Origin of the sequence: Oricola indica, from assembly GCF_965227485.1 — a bacterium.
Taxonomy (GTDB): Bacteria; Pseudomonadota; Alphaproteobacteria; order Rhizobiales; family Rhizobiaceae; genus Oricola; species Oricola indica.
In genome coordinates this window covers 3,861,851-3,880,605 of the sequence record NZ_OZ245747.1, presented here as the reverse complement: position 1 = coordinate 3,880,605, position 18,755 = coordinate 3,861,851, and the positions used below count along the sequence as shown (strand labels likewise).

20 protein-coding genes are annotated in these 18,755 nt (G+C 61.1%); 8 read left to right on the top strand and 12 right to left on the bottom strand.

The window, feature by feature from the left end; all coding sequences use genetic code 11:
• Positions 1–2: 2 nt before the first annotated feature.
• The 3 genes from ACQK2M_RS19330 (at position 3) to ACQK2M_RS19320 (ending at position 1,299) form a co-directional block, all read left to right on the top strand.
• Positions 3–434 (top strand): antitoxin Xre/MbcA/ParS toxin-binding domain-containing protein, encoded by a 432-nt coding sequence (locus tag ACQK2M_RS19330; RefSeq protein WP_425419136.1) that lies wholly within the window; start codon positions 3–5, stop codon positions 432–434.
• Positions 431–970 carry an RES family NAD+ phosphorylase gene (locus ACQK2M_RS19325; protein WP_425419135.1) on the top strand — a complete coding sequence of 180 codons (540 nt, stop codon included), beginning with the start codon at positions 431–433 and terminating at the stop codon, positions 968–970. The genes ACQK2M_RS19330 and ACQK2M_RS19325 overlap by 4 nt, the downstream gene beginning before the upstream one ends.
• Before the next feature lie 137 nt (positions 971–1,107).
• A complete protein-coding gene (locus ACQK2M_RS19320) occupies positions 1,108–1,299 on the top strand; it encodes a hypothetical protein (protein WP_425419134.1) in 192 nt (63 codons plus the stop codon).
• Between the two features lie 453 nt (positions 1,300–1,752).
• Here the strand turns inward: ACQK2M_RS19320 and ACQK2M_RS19315 are convergent, their stop codons facing one another.
• From ACQK2M_RS19315 to cysG, 6 genes are read right to left on the bottom strand one after another with little or no spacing between them, the layout of a single operon-like run.
• Positions 1,753–2,607: a ferredoxin--NADP reductase gene (locus ACQK2M_RS19315; RefSeq protein ID WP_425419133.1), complete on the bottom strand. Its 855-nt coding sequence runs from the start codon at positions 2,605–2,607 to the stop codon at positions 1,753–1,755.
• A 24-nt stretch (positions 2,608–2,631) separates the two neighbouring features.
• Positions 2,632–3,066 carry a DUF934 domain-containing protein gene (locus tag ACQK2M_RS19310; protein ID WP_425419132.1) on the bottom strand — a complete coding sequence of 145 codons (435 nt, stop codon included), beginning with the start codon at positions 3,064–3,066 and terminating at the stop codon, positions 2,632–2,634.
• Positions 3,063–3,818 (bottom strand): phosphoadenylyl-sulfate reductase, encoded by a 756-nt coding sequence (locus ACQK2M_RS19305; RefSeq protein ID WP_425419131.1) that lies wholly within the window; start codon positions 3,816–3,818, stop codon positions 3,063–3,065. Before ACQK2M_RS19305 ends, ACQK2M_RS19310 begins: the two co-directional genes overlap by 4 nt.
• A complete protein-coding gene (locus tag ACQK2M_RS19300; RefSeq protein WP_425419130.1) occupies positions 3,799–5,472 on the bottom strand; it encodes a nitrite/sulfite reductase in 1,674 nt (557 codons plus the stop codon). Before ACQK2M_RS19300 ends, ACQK2M_RS19305 begins: the two co-directional genes overlap by 20 nt.
• 5 nt (positions 5,473–5,477) lie before the next feature.
• A complete protein-coding gene (locus tag ACQK2M_RS19295; protein WP_425419129.1) occupies positions 5,478–5,780 on the bottom strand; it encodes a DUF2849 domain-containing protein in 303 nt (100 codons plus the stop codon).
• Between the two features lies 1 nt (position 5,781).
• Positions 5,782–7,185: a siroheme synthase CysG gene (gene cysG, locus ACQK2M_RS19290; protein ID WP_425419128.1), complete on the bottom strand. Its 1,404-nt coding sequence runs from the start codon at positions 7,183–7,185 to the stop codon at positions 5,782–5,784.
• A 209-nt stretch (positions 7,186–7,394) separates the two neighbouring features.
• Between cysG and hemA the strand changes: the two genes are divergently transcribed.
• The 3 genes from hemA to ACQK2M_RS19275 all read left to right on the top strand — a co-directional run bounded on the left by hemA (position 7,395) and on the right by ACQK2M_RS19275 (position 10,282).
• A complete protein-coding gene (hemA, locus tag ACQK2M_RS19285; protein ID WP_425419127.1) occupies positions 7,395–8,669 on the top strand; it encodes a 5-aminolevulinate synthase in 1,275 nt (424 codons plus the stop codon).
• A gap of 63 nt (positions 8,670–8,732) precedes the next feature.
• Positions 8,733–9,122 (top strand): c-type cytochrome, encoded by a 390-nt coding sequence (locus ACQK2M_RS19280; RefSeq protein WP_425419126.1) that lies wholly within the window; start codon positions 8,733–8,735, stop codon positions 9,120–9,122.
• A gap of 173 nt (positions 9,123–9,295) precedes the next feature.
• A complete protein-coding gene (locus ACQK2M_RS19275) occupies positions 9,296–10,282 on the top strand; it encodes a DUF808 domain-containing protein (protein ID WP_425419125.1) in 987 nt (328 codons plus the stop codon).
• Here ACQK2M_RS19275 and ACQK2M_RS19270 read toward each other — a convergent pair.
• A complete protein-coding gene (locus ACQK2M_RS19270) occupies positions 10,267–11,214 on the bottom strand; it encodes an alpha/beta hydrolase (protein ID WP_425419124.1) in 948 nt (315 codons plus the stop codon). The two genes, ACQK2M_RS19275 and ACQK2M_RS19270, sit on opposite strands and share 16 nt — an antisense overlap.
• An 89-nt stretch (positions 11,215–11,303) precedes the next feature.
• Positions 11,304–12,647, bottom strand: a complete 1,344-nt coding sequence (locus tag ACQK2M_RS19265; protein ID WP_425419123.1) for a sulfatase-like hydrolase/transferase — start codon at positions 12,645–12,647, stop codon at positions 11,304–11,306.
• A gap of 171 nt (positions 12,648–12,818) precedes the next feature.
• On the opposite strand from ACQK2M_RS19265, the gene ettA reads away from it, so the two are divergent.
• Positions 12,819–14,468: an energy-dependent translational throttle protein EttA gene (gene ettA / locus ACQK2M_RS19260; RefSeq protein ID WP_425419122.1), complete on the top strand. Its 1,650-nt coding sequence runs from the start codon at positions 12,819–12,821 to the stop codon at positions 14,466–14,468.
• Between the two features lie 36 nt (positions 14,469–14,504).
• Here ettA and ACQK2M_RS19255 read toward each other — a convergent pair whose 3' ends face one another.
• The 4 genes from ACQK2M_RS19255 to trxB form a co-directional block, all read right to left on the bottom strand.
• Positions 14,505–15,008, bottom strand: coding sequence for a hypothetical protein (locus tag ACQK2M_RS19255; RefSeq protein ID WP_425419121.1), 504 nt, complete (start codon positions 15,006–15,008; stop codon positions 14,505–14,507).
• Between the two features lie 298 nt (positions 15,009–15,306).
• Complete coding sequence (locus ACQK2M_RS19250; protein WP_425419120.1) at positions 15,307–15,705, bottom strand: hypothetical protein; 399 nt, start codon at positions 15,703–15,705, stop codon at positions 15,307–15,309.
• A 468-nt stretch (positions 15,706–16,173) separates the two neighbouring features.
• Positions 16,174–17,070: a LysR family transcriptional regulator gene (locus tag ACQK2M_RS19245; RefSeq protein ID WP_425419119.1), complete on the bottom strand. Its 897-nt coding sequence runs from the start codon at positions 17,068–17,070 to the stop codon at positions 16,174–16,176.
• A 30-nt stretch (positions 17,071–17,100) separates the two neighbouring features.
• Positions 17,101–18,078: a thioredoxin-disulfide reductase gene (gene trxB, locus ACQK2M_RS19240; protein ID WP_425419118.1), complete on the bottom strand. Its 978-nt coding sequence runs from the start codon at positions 18,076–18,078 to the stop codon at positions 17,101–17,103.
• A 174-nt stretch (positions 18,079–18,252) separates the two neighbouring features.
• Between trxB and ACQK2M_RS19235 the strand changes: the two genes are divergently transcribed.
• On the top strand, positions 18,253–18,750 hold the full coding sequence (locus ACQK2M_RS19235) for an Lrp/AsnC family transcriptional regulator (RefSeq protein WP_425419117.1): 498 nt from the start codon (positions 18,253–18,255) through the stop codon (positions 18,748–18,750).
• Positions 18,751–18,755: the final 5 nt, after the last annotated feature.

Here is an 18,755-nt window from a genome sequence, read left to right as displayed (position 1 = left end):
ATATGTCTGAAAAGGCTGAAATCGCGGGACTGGAAGAAAGCGTAAGTGCCTATCGCGCGTCTTTTGCGCGTCGTGGCCTGTCCGTGGTTTCGGCATTCGAGGACAAGGATCAGATGATTTCCATTGATAAACTCGCCGACGGATTTGGCATGTCGAAGGCGCAATTGGCTGAAACAGCCGGGTTGAAACCCGATACGATCTATCGCGCCGCGCGGCTCAATGCCCGTCCGGCACAGACGCGGCTTCGCGAGATGCTGGAAATCCTTGGCCGTGTCGCAGGTTGGGCCGGCGGCCCGCTGCAGGCCCTGTCATGGTACCGCGCTGAACCGATTCCGGCCTTTGGCGGTCGGACCGCTGAATCCCTCGTCAAGGACGGCAAGGCGGCGACAGTCCGCGATTATCTCGATCACGTCGCAACCGGCGGATTTGCTTGAGGTTTCAGGGCGTCTGCTACCGGGCGCACGACCCGAGATGGGCTTGGGCGCCCATATCCGGCGACGGGGCGGCGATCCATGGGGGACGCTTCAATCCAAAGGGTGTGCCGGCGCTCTATCTCGCCTCGACAGTCGAGGGCATGTACGCGGAAATGGGCCACGGCTTCGTCCGCCGCTTCGAACCATTGACCGTGTGTAGCTACGATCTCGACATCGAGGATATGGCCGACCTTCGGACCCCGTCAGCCAGAGATGAAGCGGGCGTCGCGCTTACGGACATGACGAGCCCATGGATCTTGGACATAGCCGACGGCCGGCGGCCGAAATCCTGGGATGTCGCACAGCGATTGATCGACAAGGGTGTCGCGGGCGCATTGGTGCCTTCCTTCGCCATTGGCGCGCGCCCTGACCAATTCAACGCGGTTCTGTGGAAATGGAGCGCCGAGCCGCCGCATCGCGTGACGGTGTTCGACCCGTCCGGCCGCTTACCGATGGATCAGAGCAGTTGGAAAACAGACAGTTCGCCACAGTTTTAAATATATTAATGAGAATACCTTCCGTCGTCATTATTCGAACGTAAGGCGACCTCTTCAGGGCTTGCTAGAGGGTATTGTTTTCATCGTGTATTGCAGAGAAAACTGTGATTAAAGGAATTCTGCGACGGAGAAACACTGTGAATGAGCCGATTCATGTCGCGCTTTCCTATCAGGAAGATCTTCCTGAGTGGATGGCTAACGAATTCATAGGTGAAGCAAGTTTGAGTGGCTTGCATATAGGGTCTGAAAAACGACCAATTGGGCTGTATGCAGCTTTTGAATGGGCTATACCAACACTAATAGCGGTCTACATTCTTCGCCGTATTTAGATGCATTTCTGAGTGAAGCGGGCAAAGACCACTATTCTGTTTTAAAGAGAGCTCTCGTTAAACTTTTGGAAAAGGTATATGGATCTACGCTAGAGCAGAGACCTCTGCGCCGGTCACTACTATTTTCCGTTCAGTCGGCGACGAGAGATGGGGAGCCAATAAAGTTTGTGTTCCCCGAGGGAGTCGATCACGAAACCTACTCCACAATGCTCGATGGGATTTTTGGGATGCTTACTGAACACCATTCAATGGAAGAAGGTGATCGCCTTTCGGATCAAATTTCGAACTCAACAATGCTCGGTCGAACATACTATTTCGAGTTTTCTGAGGGTCAGAAATCTTGGATAGTGATCGATGTTAATAGTGAGATCGAAAAAAGGAAGCTGGCGGAGCATCCGAGCAAGGACGATAACTAATAGTCACCTGCCTCGGTCCTTCCCCCAAGGACAAACCTTAAAGAATCCCGCCTTCGCCGACGAAGCTCTTTTCCAGCACGAAATGCCCCGGCTGGGAATTGGCGCCTTCCTCCATGCCGGCGGCTTCGCACAGTTCCTTGATTTCCAGGTTGAGGCCCATCGACCCGCAGATCATCACGCGGTCTTCGGCGGTGCTCCAGGTAGGAAGCCCGAGATCGGAAAACAATTCGCCGGAGCGGATCTTGTCGGTGATGCGGCCCATCTTCGGCGACTCTTCGCGCGTTGTCGTCGGGTAGTAGACGAGCTTGCCATCCACCATTTCGCCGATCAGCGGGTCGTTGATGAGGTTCTCGACCAGTTCGCGACCGTAATCCAGTTCTGCAACTTGGCGGCAGGTATGGGTCAGGATCACCTGGTCGAATTTCTCGTAGACTTCCGGATCGCGGATCAGCGAGGCAAAGGGCGCGATGCCCGTGCCGGTGGCGATCATGTAGAGACGCTTGCCAGGCAGCAGTGCATCGACGACCAGCGTCCCGACGGGCTTGGTCTTGAGGATCACCTGATCGCCCGGCTTGATGTGGACGAGCTTCGAGGTCAGCGGGCCGTCCGGCACCGCGATGGAATAGAACTCCAGTTCCTCGTCCCAGGACGGAGACGCGATGGAATAGGCCCGCAGGATCGGCTTGGCAGGCTTGTCGCCGACAGGATCGCCCATCAGTCCGATCATCACGAACTCGCCGGAGCGGAAGCGCAGACTCTGCGGTCGCGTCAGCCGAAACGAAAACAGCTTGTCCGTCCAGTGCTTGACTTCGGTGACGGTCTGGCCGTCGGGCAGGGGCGTGGCAATGTTCACGGGCGTTCCCGTCTCTTTGATTGACGGCAGGTCGTTCATGGTTCGATTGTCCTGTTAAACCCTTCAGGCCGTTGCCTGCAAACGCTTTTGATAGTCATGGGCGCGCCAGTCCGCGCGCGACCGCCATTGCGCTTCCGGCTGGCGCGCGGCCAGTTCCTCGCCGATTTCCACCTCGTCGAAGCCGACGCGGCGGGCATGGGCATACTGGTCGGCGATGACATGGCCGCTGGCACGCAGCCGTCCGGTATATCCCGCCTGCCGCAATTGCCGCGCCAGCGAAAATCCGCGCCCGTCCGCAAAGGACGGAAACGGGATGACGATCGCGGAGACCCGATCGAAATATGCGGAAACCTCGTTCGGATCGGCGTCGTTGGGAATATCGAGCGCGATATCGCCCCCACCATTCGTTTCCCGCATTGCATCCAGCGACAAACGGCGAGCCCCGCCGGTCTCAAGATCGTCCGGACGGAAACCGTCATCGGTGACGATGATACTCATGCCTGTTCTCCCGCGCCCGCGCCGCCCGTGCGCACCAGCTTTCCGTTTTCGAAATGGATGCCGCACTCGGTTTTTTCGGAACCGCGCCAACGCCCGGCGCGCGCATCTTCGCCGGCCGCCACCGGACTTGTGCAGGCCGCGCAGCCAATCGAAGGATAGCCATGCTCGACCAGCGGATGTTGAGGCAGATCAAATGCGTCAAAATGCGCGTCGATGTCCTGCTTCGACCAGAACGCCAGCGGATTGATCTTCAGCTTGCCGTCGGCGGCCTGCTCATAGGTGCCAACGCCGTGGCGGGTCGCCGCCTGGAAGCGCTTGCGCCCGGTGATCCAGCCGTCGAAACCGGCCAGCGCCTCCCGCAGCACATGCGTCTTGCGGAATCCGCAGCATGCATTCGTATCGGTCAGGTGCAGCCGGCCGAAGGGATCGGTGTCGCTGATGGCCGCGCCGTCCGGCGACACGGTGCGCACATTGGAGAGACCGAGATGGCGAATGAGCTGGTCCTTGTAGGCCAACGTTTCCTCGAACAGCATGCGCGTGTCGATGAAGATCACAGGGGTCGCCGGATCAACTTCTGCAACGAGATGAAGAAGCACCGCGGATTCGGCCCCGAAGGAGGATACGACGGCGATCTTGCCATGCGCCTTGCCGACAAGGGCCTTTCTCAACACGTCGCGGGTGTGGGCGTAACGGGCTTGCATACCGTTATCGGCGCCATCCGGCAGGAGGCGTTCATGCAGCACGGGCTTCATCCTTTTCCTTGTCGTAGATCGCCTGCTTGAAAGGCTCGGCGCCAAGACGGCGATAGGCTTCGAGGAACGTCTCCGACGCGTCCACGCGCTGATCCAGATAGGCGAGAACGATGGCCTCGATGGCTGGAACGAGGTCTTCGGCGTCGAAGCCGGGACCTGTCCGTTCGCCGATCGTCGTGGTCTCGGTGCCGTCGCCGCCAAGCGTGATCTGGTAGTTTTCACGCCCCGCCTTGTCCAGCCCCAGTATGCCTATGTGGCCGACATGGTGATGACCGCAGGCATTGATGCAGCCGGAGATCTTGATCTTGAGCGGACCGATATCGCGTTCCAGCTTCAGTTCGTCGAAACGGTTCGAGATCGCCTGGGCGACCGGGATCGAGCGTGCCGTCGCCAGCGCGCAGTAATCCATGCCGGGACAGGCAATGATGTCGGAGACGAGGCCGATATTCGCGGTGGCGAGGCCGGCTTCCCGCAGGGCCGCGTGAACCGCCGGAATATCCGCCTTGCGGACATGCGGCAGGATCACGTTCTGCTCGTGCGAAATCCGCAATTCGTCATGGCCGTAGCGTTCGGCGAGATCGGCGAGGACCCGCATCTGGTCCGCCGTCGCGTCGCCCGGCGTACCGCCGACCGGCTTGAGAGAGACCGAGACGATGCCGTAGGCCGGGTTCTTGTGTTCCGCGACATTGGTCTCGGCAAAAGAGCGCAACAGCGGGTCGGCGCCAAGCGCCTGTTCGTAGGCGAGGGAACGGGTGTTGTCGAACAGCGGCGGCGCGAACGCCTCATCGATCTGTGCGACGAGGTCCGCCGGCACGCCCGCGAAGTCCCGCTTCTGGCGTACGAAGGCCGCCTCGATTTTTTCCCTGATTTCGTCGAGCCCGGTTTCGTGAACGAGGATCTTGATCCGCGCCTTGTATTTGTTGTCCCGGCGTCCCGACAGATTGTAGACCTGCAGGATCGCTTCCAGATAGGGCAGCAGGTCTGCCTTCGGCAGGAAGTCGCGCACCACCTTGCCGACCATCGGCGTGCGGCCGAGCCCGCCGCCGACAATGACCTCGTAGCCCGGTTCACCCGCCTCGTTGCGCAGCATCCGCAGGCCGATGTCATGGGCTTTCGTCACCGCGCGGTCGTTCGGCGCTCCGGTGATCGCGATCTTGAACTTGCGGGGCAGATACTGGAACTCCGGATGATCCGTCGACCACTGCCGCAGCAGCTCCGCCGTCGGGCGCGGATCCTCGATCTCGTCCGCGGCCGCGCCGGCGAAATGATCGGCGGTCACGTTGCGGATGCAATTGCCCGAGGTCTGGATAGCGTGCATGCCGACATCGGCGAGAAGGTTCAGTATATCGGGAATGTCCTTCAGGCGCGGCCAGTTGAACTGAATGTTCTGGCGCGTGGTGAAGTGACCGTAGCCCTTGTCGAAGCGCTCCGCGATCAGCGCAAGCTGGCGCATCTGCCGAGAATTGATCGTGCCGTAGGGGATCGCGACGCGCAGCATGTAGGCATGCAACTGCAGGTAGACGCCGTTCTTCAGCCGCAGCGGCTTGAACTCGTCTTCGGTCAGGGACCCGTCGATACGCCGTTCCACCTGGTCGCGGAATTCCGCCACGCGGTTGCGCACGAAGGCTTCGTCGAATTCATTGTACGTGTACATGGGTCTCAGGCTCCTGCCTGTTTGCCGTGGAAATAATTGGACGGGCCGCGCGTGCGGAATGCTTCGCGGAAGTGCAGCGGTTGAGGACGGTTGTCTTCGCCCATCACGGTTTCCGCGAGGTAGGGGCCGACGACCTGGTCCTGCTGCATGTTGGCGGCCGACAGAAGCTTGTCGGCGGCGTCCTGCGAAAACGCGACAACAGCGTCGCCATGGTCGCGCGACCATCCATGCGAGGCGGTGAAATAGACCGCGTCACCCTCGAACAGGTCGTTGGCGGTGACAATGCGGGGCTTGTATTCGCGAGCCATTTCAAAGCACTCCAGCTTTTTCGTGAATCGGATTGGCAGCGACTTGAACGGCCTTGCGAGCCTCCATGCCGTAAAGCAGGACCGCGGGGCCGGTAATTTCCGCCGCGTTCAATGCATCGGGCAGGGCAAGCAATGTCGTTGCGATGGTTTTCTGTTCGGGGCGCGACGCGTTCTCGATAACGGTGACCGGCGTATCGGCCGCCGCGCCATGCATCATCAGCCGTCCGCGCAGGAAGGTGGCCGCGCGCACGCCCATATAGATTGCGGCGCCCGCGCCGGGATTGGCGAGGTCGCGCCAGTCATGCTCGGCGAAGCCCTCGATGTCGCGGCCCGTCAGGAAAGTGATCGAGGAGTTCCGTCCTCGTTTCGTCAGCGACAGGCCGGAGGAGGCTGCGGCCGCGGACGCAGCCGTGATGCCGGGCACGATCTCCCACGAGATGCCGGCCTCGTCCAGGGCATCCAGCTCCTCATCGAGCCTGCCGAAGATCGCGGGATCGCCTGATTTCAGGCGCACAACCTGCGCGCCCTTGCGGGCGTGGTCCACCGTCAGCGCATTGATATCCTGCTGTGTCCAGGACGGGCCGTACCCTGTCTTTCCGGTTTCGACGATGACGGCCTCCCGGCGCGCCAGTTCGATGATCGCTTGCGGGACGAGGCGGTCGTGCAGGACGACATCCGCCTCGTGGATGAGGCGGCGCGCCTTGACGGTCAGGAGATCCGGGTCGCCGGGTCCTGCGCCGATCAGCGCCACATGACCGTCTCGCGGCCGGGTTTCGATGGCGTCGGTCAGAAGTTCTTCCAGCTTGGCGCGCACACCGGCTTCGCCATCTTGCTTCAATGCGGCATCGCCTTCACCGGAGTAGTAGCGTGTCCAGAAGTCCCGCCGCTTGCGCCCCATCGGGAGGAGGGCGGCGCGGTCCCGGAAGGCCTGGCCGATGCGGGCGAGCAAGCCGAGCGATGCGGGCAGCCGTTCCTCGATATCGGCCTTGATCCTGCGCGCGAGCACGGGTGCGGCACCTTCCGTGCCGATCGCGATGGTGACCGGGTCACGATCGACGATGGCCGGGGTTATGAAGTGCGAATCGTCGAGATTGTCGACGATGTTGACCAGCGCGCCGGCTTCGCGGCCGATATCGGCCACGCGGGCGTCCTCGGTGTCGTCCTCATTGGCGGCATAGAGGAGGATCGCGCCTTTCGCATCGCCGTCGGCGAGGGCGCGCCGGGCAAGCGTGATGCGCCCTGCGGCGGCCCATTCCTGTATCTGGCGGACGGGTTCGGTTCCGAAGACGGCGATATCGGCACGTGTTTTAAGGAGAAGACGCAGTTTCGAAACAGCGCACTCTCCCGCCCCTGAAACGACGACTTGCCGTCCGGTGAGATCGAGATAAATGGGAAAGTGACGCATTTCGGGCCTCGTCTGTTTCGAGCCCGCAATTTAGATGGCGGCAAAATGGCGCACGAGGACGCGCGTTCCAAATGTTTAAAAAAGATCGGAATACTGTTTCTTTTTGCGGGTGATTGACGATGCTTGATCAGGATCAATGTCGTTGTCGCGGCAGCAATGCCAGATAACTCCGATTTTGAGTCATTCCAAAATACGGAGGCACCCGCTATATGAACGCCAAAATAATGGAAGGCGGTTTCGTGTACCGTTCAGTGGAGACCAGGGGATTGGATTACGAACAGTTTTTCACCGACCGTCTTTCGTCGTTGCGTGATGACGGGAACTACCGAGTTTTTGCGGATCTCGAGCGGCATGCGGGTGAGTTCCCGAAGGCGACGCGGTATCGCGCGGACGGCTCGAAGCAGGACGTGACGGTTTGGTGCTCGAACGACTATCTCGGCATGGGCCAGAACGACAGGGTCGTGGCGGCGATGCACGAGGCGATCGACAAATGCGGCACCGGCGCGGGCGGCACGCGCAACATCTCCGGCACCAACCACTACCATGTCATGCTGGAGCGCGAACTGGCCGACCTGCACGGCAAGGAAGCGGCGCTGATCTTCACGAGCGGCTATGTCTCCAACTGGGCGGCACTTGGCACGCTGGCCTCGAAGATCCCCGGCATCATCGTCTATTCGGACGCGCTGAACCACGCCTCGATGATCGAGGGCATCCGCCATTCGCGCTGCGAGAAGCGCATCTTCAAGCACAATGACTGGAAGGATCTCGACCGGCTGATGAGCCAGGACGATCCGGCGGCGCCGAAGCTGGTGGCCTTCGAGAGCGTCTATTCGATGGATGGCGACATCGCGCCGATCGCGGAGATCTGCTCGGTCGCCGAGAAGCACAATGCGATGACCTATCTCGACGAGGTGCACGCGGTCGGCATGTACGGTCCGCGCGGCGGCGGGGTGGCCGAGCGCGAGGGCCTGATGGACCGTTTGACGGTGATCGAGGGTACGCTCGGCAAGGCCTTCGGCGTGATGGGCGGCTACATCACCGGTTCGTCGAACCTGATCGACTTCGTGCGTTCGTTTGCCTCGGGCTTCATCTTCACCACGGCGCTTCCGCCTTCGCTTGCCGCCGGCGCGACGGCGTCGATCCGGCATTTGAAGGAAAGCCGGGCGGAGCGCGAGATGCACAAGGCGAATGTGGCCAAGGTACGCGCTGCGCTGGACGCGCGCGGTATCCCGCATATGCCCAACCCGTCGCATATCGTGCCGGTGATGGTGGGGGATGCGAAGAAGTGCAAGTGGATCTCCGACATCCTGCTCGACAGCTACGGGATCTATGTGCAGCCGATCAACTACCCGACGGTTCCGGTGAAGACGGAACGGCTGAGGATCACGCCGACGCCGCTGCACACCCAGGCCGACATCGATCACCTCGCCACAGCGCTCTGCGACCTGTGGTCCCAGTGCGCGCTCGCAAGGGCGGTGGCATAAGGCGCACAAATGCCATACCCTTGCGTTAAGGGACGAGGCTCCAAATTGAGTGGGAGAAACTGAGTGAAATTCGTAACTGCAATTATTGCCGGCGCCATGGTTCTCGCCGGCTCCGCCGCCTACGCGCAGGACATCACCGGCGACGCCGAGGCCGGCGAAAAGGTGTTCCGCAAGTGCAAGGCCTGCCATACGATCGAAAAGGAACAGAACAAGGTCGGTCCGCATCTCGTCGGCATCTATGGCCGTACTGCGGGCTCTGTCGACGGCTACAAATATTCGGTCGGTCTTAAGAAGCTCCACGACGAAGGCCTCGTCTGGAACGTCGAGACGCTGACCCAGTATCTGCCTTCTCCGAAAGACATGGTTGAAAAGTCCAAGATGACTTTCAAGCTGACCAAGGAAAAGGAAATCGCCGACGTCATCGCATATCTGGCGCATGAAAGCGGCGAGTAAGCCGTTTTAGCGCCACCGGGCGCAGCCTGACGCAAACAGCCCCGCCTTTTTGGCGGGGTTTTTCTTTGCGCATCCGGAAGCTATGGACGGCCGGGTGTTCTCTTATGGGCGCTTGACCGTTACACCGTTCAATGGGGCTGAACGGATTCGATGAACAGGCGGAGTATTCCAGTATGAGCGGTCTTCTGGCCCTTCTCGACGATGTTGCGGCGATCGCCAAAATTGCAGCCTCTTCGGTCGATGATGTCGTTGGACAGGCGGTCAAGGCCAGCGCCAAGGCGTCGGGCGCGCTGATCGATGACGCGGCTGTCACGCCGAAATATCTGCACGGCTTTTCGCCGGCCCGCGAATTGCCGATCGTCTGGCAGATCACCAAGGGCTCGCTGCGCAACAAGATGATCGTCCTGTTGCCGGCCGCGCTGCTGCTCTCCACCTTCGCGCCCTGGGCGATTACGCCGCTCCTGATGGTCGGCGGTGCCTATCTGTGTTTCGAGGGGGCCGAGAAGGTCGTCCATCTCTTCATGCCGCATCACGGTCCCGATGCGAAGGCCGCCGCCGCGACCCCGGACGATCCGCTGCATCTGGAGAAGGAGAAGGTGGAAGGCGCCATCAAGACCGATTTCATCCTCTCGGCGGAAATCATGACGATCGTGCTCGCCGAGATTCCGGAAAGCAATATCTGGTTCGAGGCGGCGACGCTGGCCGCCGCAGGCGCCGGTATCACGATTCTGGTCTATGGCAGTGTCGCGCTGATCGTGAAGGCCGACGATCTTGGCTTGCTGATGGCTGAAGGCGGCCGCTTTTCCTTCACCCGCGCCGTGGGCCGCGCTGTCGTCAAGGGCATGCCCGGTTTCCTGAAGACGCTGACCATCGTCGGCACCGCGGCGATGTTGTGGGTCGGCGGCTCAATCGTTGTTCACGGGCTTGAGGCGCTGGGCTTTTCCTGGCTCGGTCATCAAATTCACGACCTGGCCGTCGCAGCCGGCCATGCCGTGCCGCAGGCGCAGGGCGCGGTGGAGTGGACGGCAAAAGCGGCAATGGACGGTGTTTTTGGCGTTGCTCTCGGCATACTCCTGATCCCCTTCGCCAAGGCGATCTTCACGCCGCTGTGGAAAGCGGTGACGAGTATCGGGAAATCGGATCCTCAGGCCGAGGCTTGAGACACCGCCTTGGCCGTGAACCAGCGGATCAGCGGGGCGATAGCTTCGTCCCGGTCGATCTCGTTGAGCGTTTCGTGGCGCATTTCGGGAAGCAGTTCGAGTGTGACGTCGTCGAATCCGGCAGCTCGCATGCGGCTCACCTGGGCCGTGACCGCCTTGCCGAACATCGTCGCCGGATCGCGCCCGCCGCCAAGCAGATGCCAGGGCAGACGCCGGGCGGCCGCCGGCGCATTCGACATGTCGGTGACGGTCAAAGCCATCTCCTGAACATCGCGCCACATCCCAACCGAGGCCGGCCATCCGCAGAGAGGATCGGCGACATAGGCATCGACGACGGCCGGGTCGCGGCTCAGCCAGTCGAATTCGGTGCGGCGGCTTTTCACCGATTTCGCCCATTCTCCGAAGGTCAGCCGCGGCAGCAGCCGGGAGGGCACGTCGGAACCGAGCCTGAAGCGTTCCCAGGCGAGTATCCACATCCCCGCGCGGCCGAGAAGGCCGGTGATCAGGCTGGCGTTCCACGCGGCGACGCCTGTCAGGGACTCCGGGTGTTCGAAAGCATATCTGAGCGCGATCGTGCCGCCCATGGAGTGACCGAAGAGCAGCACGGGCAGGCCCGGATGCGCGTCGGCGACATGATCGTGGATAGAGGCGATATCCGCCAGCACGAGCCGCGCGCCTTCGCCGCCACTGTCGAAGGAGCCGAGCGGCGCGCCGGGTGCTTCGGTGAAGCCGTGGCCTCTATGGTCGTGCGCATAGACATGAAGTCCCGACTGCGACAATTGCCGCGCGAATGCGTCATATCGCTCCGAGTGCTCAGCAAGACCGTGAAGAATGTGGATCACGCCGATAGCGCCATCGCTTGCCGGCTCGTGGCGCATGCATAGCGCCGCGCCAGTCTGTGAGGCGTGAATCTGCCGTTCCGAAAATCCCATTTTGCCCCAACCTCCCGGCATCGAATTGCTGCCAGATACCGCACGCTGTCAAGACTCGGCAGGTGTACCGGTTGCCGGGGGGGCTATGACTATCGATGGCGCAACAGGAACCAGTCGACCTTGCCGAGAACGAAGCGCTTCTTGGCCGCGCGTTCCCACAGCGGCGTGTGGTGGTCGCCGACGATGAGGATATCGGTTGCGGCAATGCTCGGATCGGCCGCGATCGCATTGACCTTTTCGAACACGCCCGACCACAGGTTGGACAGTTCACACACCGTTTTGTTGCCGATCTTCGGGGCGGCGGAGCGGCATCCCATCCGGTCGTCTTCGCTTTCGACGAACGGAATATGGGAATTGAGCGTCAGCCAGTAGATGAACTTGCGTTTTTCCGGGTCGGTCCTGAGCGCCGCGTGCACGGCCTCGCCCACATCGGCGTCGCAAAGCCCTTCGAACACGCTGCCGCAACGCTGCGGGAATTGGCCGGGCTTTTCCGCCAGGAGCTGGTCCATGAATTCCAGCTTCTGGAAACCGATCTCCGGATACCATTTATCGCGCTGGAACATGTCGGTGCCGAAGCCGTGGAACGCGATTGTCTCGTAGCCATCGGCGGCGAGTTTTTTCGGCAGGCAGTCATAGGATGCTGCACCGGTCAGGTAATCGATATAGTCGCCCCAGCGGCCACATAATTCGCGCGCGGCGGCACCGGTGGTCGAACCGGAATAATAGGTTTGGCCGTCTTCGACGCGGAACCGGCCTTCGGGAAGGTTTTGCGTCAGGATCGACTTGAACAGGTCGCGCTCCTCCGGGGCCGCGAAAGCGCCGAGCCCTTCGACAGTGACGATCAGCAGGTTGTGGCCGCTTGCCGCCACGGTCTGCGCGCTCAGTCCCGTCTGAATTCGAGCGCTGTCGATGGCGACGTCCGGCTTTTGGAAATAGGGCTGCGTCCACAGATAGTCGGCTGCCGACAGGCCGCCCGCAACAAGCAGGGCGGGGATCAGCGATGCCCCGCGCAGCATGGTGCGGTGACGGTTGACCAGATAGGCCGAAAGCACAGTCGTCGCGGTGACGGCCATCCCGACCGAAACGTAGAGGATGGATGCGGTCGGGTCGATCGACGCTGCGTAATGCAGCGAGTCGAGCGCCACGTCGAGCGGCAGGTGGAACGCGATCATGATGATCAGCGTCATGTCAATCGCCGCGGCGGCGAAGAACAGCAGGTAAGTCAGCGGCGCGGGCACGAAGAGGCCCGCGATCCCGGCCGCCAGGAACAGAAGAGGCGAGATCAGCCGCGACGCGATGTAGAACGGCGCGGCCAGCGCGAACATCAGGTTCGGAATCACCGCCACAAAGAGCGCGAACAGGAGGGAGGAGCGTGAAAAGAGCGCGGACTCGCCCCTGTCCGCGACCGATGGCGCCTCTGTCGTAAAGGACATGAATGTCTGCTCCAGCCGCTCGTCTGTACGGACCGTCTAACCGAAAGCGGCTAAGATCGGATTAATCGGCGAACTGGAAACCGAGCTGTTCTGGCCCGTTGCAGGCGAAGTGAATTTCACCTAGGAAGCGCGCAATTCCACGAAAACATGCGCAATGGAGCTTTTTGCCCGATGGCACGCCAGTTCATCTATCACATGTCCGGTCTCAACAAGGCCTATGGCGCCAAGAAGGTTCTCGAGAACATTCACCTGTCCTTCTATCCGGATGCCAAGATCGGCATTCTTGGTCCGAACGGCGCCGGCAAGTCGACCGTCCTGCGGATCATGGCGGGTCTCGACACGGAATATACAGGCGAGGCGTGGCTGGCCGAGGGCGCCACGCGCGGCTATCTCCCGCAGGAGCCGCAGCTTGACGAAAGCCTCGACGTGATGGGCAATGTCATGGAGGGCGTCGCCGACAAGAAGGCGATCCTCGACCGCTACAACGAACTGATGATGAACTATTCCGACGAGACAGCGGAAGAGGGCGCCAAGCTCCAGGATATCATCGACGCGCAGAACCTCTGGGATCTCGATTCGCAGGTCGAGATGGCGATGGAAGCGCTGCGCTGCCCGCCCGGCCACGCCTCGATCGACAATCTCTCCGGCGGCGAGAAGCGCCGCGTCGCGCTCTGCCAGCTGCTGCTGCGCCAGCCTGACCTGCTGCTGCTCGACGAGCCGACCAACCACCTCGACGCCGAGACCATCGCCTGGCTGGAAAAGCACCTGCGCGAATATCCGGGCTCCGTCCTGATGATCACCCACGACCGTTACTTCCTCGACAATGTCACCGGCTGGATTCTCGAACTCGACCGTGGCCGCGGCATCCCGTACGAGGGCAACTACACCGCCTATCTGGAAGCCAAGGCCAAGCGCATGAAGCAGGAGGGCCGCGAGGAAGCCGCCCGCCAGCGTGCGCTGTCGTCCGAGCAGGAATGGATCGCATCCTCGCCCAAGGCCCGCCAGGCCAAGTCGAAAGCGCGTATTCGCGCCTATGACGAGCTGGTGAAGGCCGCCAACGACCGCCGCCCCGGCGACGCGCAGATCGTCATTCCGGCCGGCGAGCGTCTCGGCAACGTGGTGATCGAGGCCGAGGGCCTGTCGAAGGGCTATGGCGACCGCCTCCTGATCGACAATCTGGAGTTCAAGCTCCCGCCCGGCGGCATCGTCGGCGTCATCGGCCCCAACGGCGCCGGCAAGACCACGCTGTTCCGCATGATCACCGGTCAGGAGCAGCCCGACTCCGGCACGATCACCGTCGGCGATACGGTCAATCTCTCCTATGTCGACCAGAGCCGCGATACGCTCGACGGCAACAAGACCGTCTGGGAGGAGATTTCCGGCGGCAACGACATCATCAAGCTGGGCAGGCACGAGGTGAATTCCCGTGCCTATTGCGGCTCCTTCAACTTCAAGGGCGGCGACCAGCAGCAGAAGGTGGGGACGCTTTCGGGCGGCCAGCGCAACCGCGTTCATCTGGCCAAGCTCCTGAAGGAGGGTGGTAACGTACTGCTTCTCGACGAACCGACCAACGACCTCGACACCGAGACGCTGGGCGCGCTGGAAGACGCACTGGAGAATTTCGCCGGCTGCGCCGTGGTCATCTCGCATGACCGCATGTTCCTCGACCGCCTTGCCACCCACATCCTCGCCTTCGAGGGGGACAGCCATGTCGAATGGTTCGAGGGCAACTTCGAGGATTACGAAGCCGACAAGATCAGACGTCTCGGCCCCGACAGCGTCAATCCGAAGCGGGTGACCTATAAGCGGCTGACGCGATAGCTGATGGTCGCCGCGCCTTGGGGCGCGGCGTTTTGGTCAAAGTTGCTGGCGGGACTTGTCGAGAGCCGCGCCGAACCGGTCTGCCGTACGATGATGGCGCGAGCTGAGCCCCGGATAGCCGCGCGCACGCCAGAACACGAAGCCACCGAGCAGTCCGCCGACGACGAAACAGCCCGCCAGCGGATCCGGCGCGGTGCCCTCGGTGATCGCCGGTAAAAGCATCAGCGAGCCGACCAAGCCGCCAATGAGGATGTCAGAGACGCCGCGAGGCACGGATACCAGCCGGAAAAGGTCTGAAAGCAACCGGATCGGGATCAGCAGGAGCGGCGCGAAGGTCATCATCACGATGCCGCTGACGATATTGACGAATATGCGCGAAGCAAACGGGGCGGGCGCGTTGGAATCCATGAAGAAGCCCGACAACAGGATCGCCGTGGCGAACGCCGCCACGCACGCCTTGAAATAGGACCACAGCGGATGTTCGCTGACAGTCCTCGGCGCTACGATGTCGATGTCGCCTTCGGTCCTCTCTCCGGGCATTTGCGGCCCGCCCGACACAGGTCCCGTAGAACCGAACCGCTGCCGCGGCCGCGTGGACGGTTCCGCTAGCCCTCTTCGTCCGAACGTGGCGCTCCGAGCCTGTCCCTGTGACATCACGCTTCCTTTCCGAAAACCACCGCCGCGCACATCGAGAAAGTATATTCTCGCTCTGATGGAACAAATCATGGAAAAGAAGAAAATACCGTTAAGTGAATAGGGAGATTAATACATCCGCCCTGCAGGTGGCGGATGCATTGCATTACCGGTCGGCTGTGATCGCCCTATTTTTCAGCGCGAATTATTCGATCCGGCAGCAGAACGGATGAAACGGACCGGCCAGTCCCGGTGCCGCTGTCGGGGTGAATGTGAAATCGAAGATGCGGTCGCTCTCGTCCATGCATCCCGCGGGCGTATAGGCGATCGTGCCGGCGACAGGGTGGCTCGTCTCGAATTGCCATGGATCTTCGGCAAGAATCGCGACACTCCCGGCGGTCACTTCGATATTGCCGGAAAAGGCATCGGTAAAATTCGATGTCAACGCGCCGTCGCACTTCAGTTCGATCGCCCAGTTCGGTTCAAAGCCGGCGCAGACGAGGCTCTGGCCGGGAGCAACGAGGCCGTTGCAGGACAGGTCGGCAGCAGGGGACGGAAAGCAGAAGAGCAGAGCGGTTGTGAGCGTAAGGTAGCGGACGAGCATGCGACAAGTCTCCCGTTTGCATGTCGCCCCCCCAACCGATGCGAGGTTATTTGCCCCGCGCCGGCTTTCCCAATCAGCTTTGCCCCGCTGATCGAAACGAAATGTGAGCCTGTGGATTACGCGCGGTGAGGGCGGTTACACTTGGGCTCGTTCTCTGATCGACCAAGGTGGTGTTTATGCGGAGATGGCGACCGCAATCGCTCGCAGTGGTCTGCATTCTTAGCGGTTTGGATAAAAAAAGACCGGGCGCGCTGGGAGGAGGATAGCGGCCCGGTCTCACTCATGGGAAGGCTGGGAGGAGGATAGCCTTCTCATTCGAAAATCTCGAACAGTACCGTGGGAGGAGGATACGGCGTGTTCTTGATGTTCGTAATATGCTGACCGTCCGGTTAAATTTCAATTTCTTTTTGTGCATTGCACATATGCATTAGACGCATAGCTCGAAAACCATGTATGCATCGCGGGCGATCAGAACTCCCAGCTGCGTGCCTTGGAGATAAGAAAATCCCGGAAAGCCTGAAGTTTGGCGCTGTTGCGAAGGGCCTCAGGGTATACGAAATACGTGTCGAATGACGGCAGCGCCACATTGCCGAGAAGCTGGACCAGCCCCGCATCCTTCTCGACCGCGTAGTCGGGAAGCATGGCTATTCCGATGCCGCGCTGCACGGCGCGCTTGATCGACATGATCGAATTGATGTCCAGAACCGGCACCCTCGGCGTGCCGTCCGGTCTTCCCAAGGTGAGGAACGAGCGCATTTCCATCAGATAGGCGGGAGCAGGCTCCGCAAAACCGATAATGCGGTGATTGTCCAGATCCTCGGGCTTCTCCGGTCGTCCGTACTTGTTGAGATAGGACGGGGACGCATAGACGTGAAAATGCACGGTAAACAGCTTGCGCTGGATCAGATCCGGCTGCGAGGGAGCCCGCAGACGGATCGCGCAGTCCGCCTGCCGCATGTTCAGGTCGAGCTCTTCGTTCGACAGCATCAGGTGCAATTGGATTTCCGGAAAAAGCTCGAGGAAATCCTGCACGCGGTAGGTAAGCCAGCCGGAGCCCAGGCCTACCGTCGTCGTCACGCGCAATTGACCGGAGGGACGTTCGGTGGATTCCGAAAGCTGGGCACGAACGGTTTCCAGCTTGACGAACACTTCATTCGCGGCGCGGAAAAGATGTTCGCCCTGTTCCGTCAGCACCAAACCGCGCGCATGCCGGTTGAACAGCGAGACGCCGACCTCATGCTCGAGCGCGGAAACCTGACGGCTGACCGCCGATTGCGACATGTGCAGCGTTTCGCCGGCATGGGTGAACGACCCGGCCTCTGCGGCAGCGTGGAATACACGCAATTTGTCCCAATCTAGCGGCATGGCTCTGGTTCTCCCCTCAGCACTGCAGGCTTATTCGGCGGCCTGCAGCTCCGATTCCTGTGCAGCCAAGTATTTTTCCGCTTCCAATGCGGCCATGCAGCCCAGTCCGGCGGCGGTGACGGCCTGACGATAGACGTCGTCGGTGACATCGCCGGCGGCAAAGACACCGGGAATGTTGGTCGCGGTCGAATCCGGCGCCGTCCACAGATAGCCGTTCGGCTTCTGCTTCAGCTTGCCTTCGAACAGCGAAACGGCCGGCGCGTGCCCGATCGCGACGAAGATGCCGTCGATCGGCATTTCGCTGGTCTCGCCCGTCTTGACGTTCTTCAGCCGCGCGCCGGTCACGGCGGCGGGGAGGGCCGGATTGTTCTTGGCGCCGAGAATCTCGTCGATCACCGTGTCCCACATGATGGTGACGTTCTCCTTGGCGAAGAGCCTCTCCTGCAGGATCTTCTCCGAACGCAACTCGTCGCGGCGGTGCACAAGCGTGACTGATTTCGCGAGATTGGCGAGATAAAGAGATTCCTCGACCGCCGAGTTTCCTCCGCCGACGACGATCACGTCCTTTCCGCGATAGAAGAAGCCGTCACAGGTCGCGCAAGCGGAGACGCCATATCCCATGTAGGTTTTCTCGCTATCGATCCCGAGCCATTTGGCCTGGGCGCCTGTGGCGATGATGAGCGCATCTGCGGTGTAAACGGTTCCGCTGTCGCCAATGGCGCGGAAGGGCCGTGCGTCGAGATCGACTTCGGTGATGACATCGTTGATGACCTCGGTGCCGACGTTCTTCGCCTGCTCCAGCATCTGCTCCATCATCCACGGACCCATGACGGGCTCCGCATAGCCTGGATAGTTCTCCACATCCGTCGTGATCGTCAACTGGCCGCCCTGTTCCATTCCGGCCACGAGGATGGGCTCCAGCATCGCGCGGGCCGTGTAGATTCCGGCGGTGTAGCCAGCCGGACCGGACCCGATGATCAGCACGGGGCTGTGTTTCGTCGCACTCATGTCTAGACCTTTCGAGTGAAAAAGCGGGAGATCGGTAACCCGCGATCCTTGGCCATTATCTAAGGCTTGCGGTAGTTCGCGCGCAAGGGCGCGAGGCCGGGTGCCCACTGCCTAGTGGCGGCAGTATTCGCCATTTTTGTTGTCACTGCGAAATTCTGACAATAATCCTTGGTCATGAAAGACACCGTCGAACTCGATTCCATCGATCTGGCCATTTTGCGCGAATTGCAGAATGACGGTCGCATGACCAATGTGGAACTGGCGAGCCGCGTCGGCATCTCGGCTCCGCCATGCCTGCGACGGGTCCGTCGGCTGGAAGAGGCCGGAATCATCGCTGGCTATCGCGCCATCCTCGACACGACCCGGCTCGGACAGGAGATTGTCGCGTTCTGTCTCGTCGGACTGCACCACCAGTCGGACGCGGAATTGAAGGTATTTGCTTCGCGGACCAGCGGCTGGCCGCTTGTGCGCGAGGCATGGATGGTTTCGGTCGATAGCGACTTCCTCCTGCATTGCGTCGCACCGGATTTTCGAACGTTTCAGGATTTCGTGCTTGAAGAACTGACCGCCTCCGAAAACGTCGATACCGTGCGCACCGCTTTGACGATACGCAAGGTCAAGGATGAGGGGCTGATTGCTTTCGACGGGTCGGAAACGACGGAAACCGGTTAGGCCGA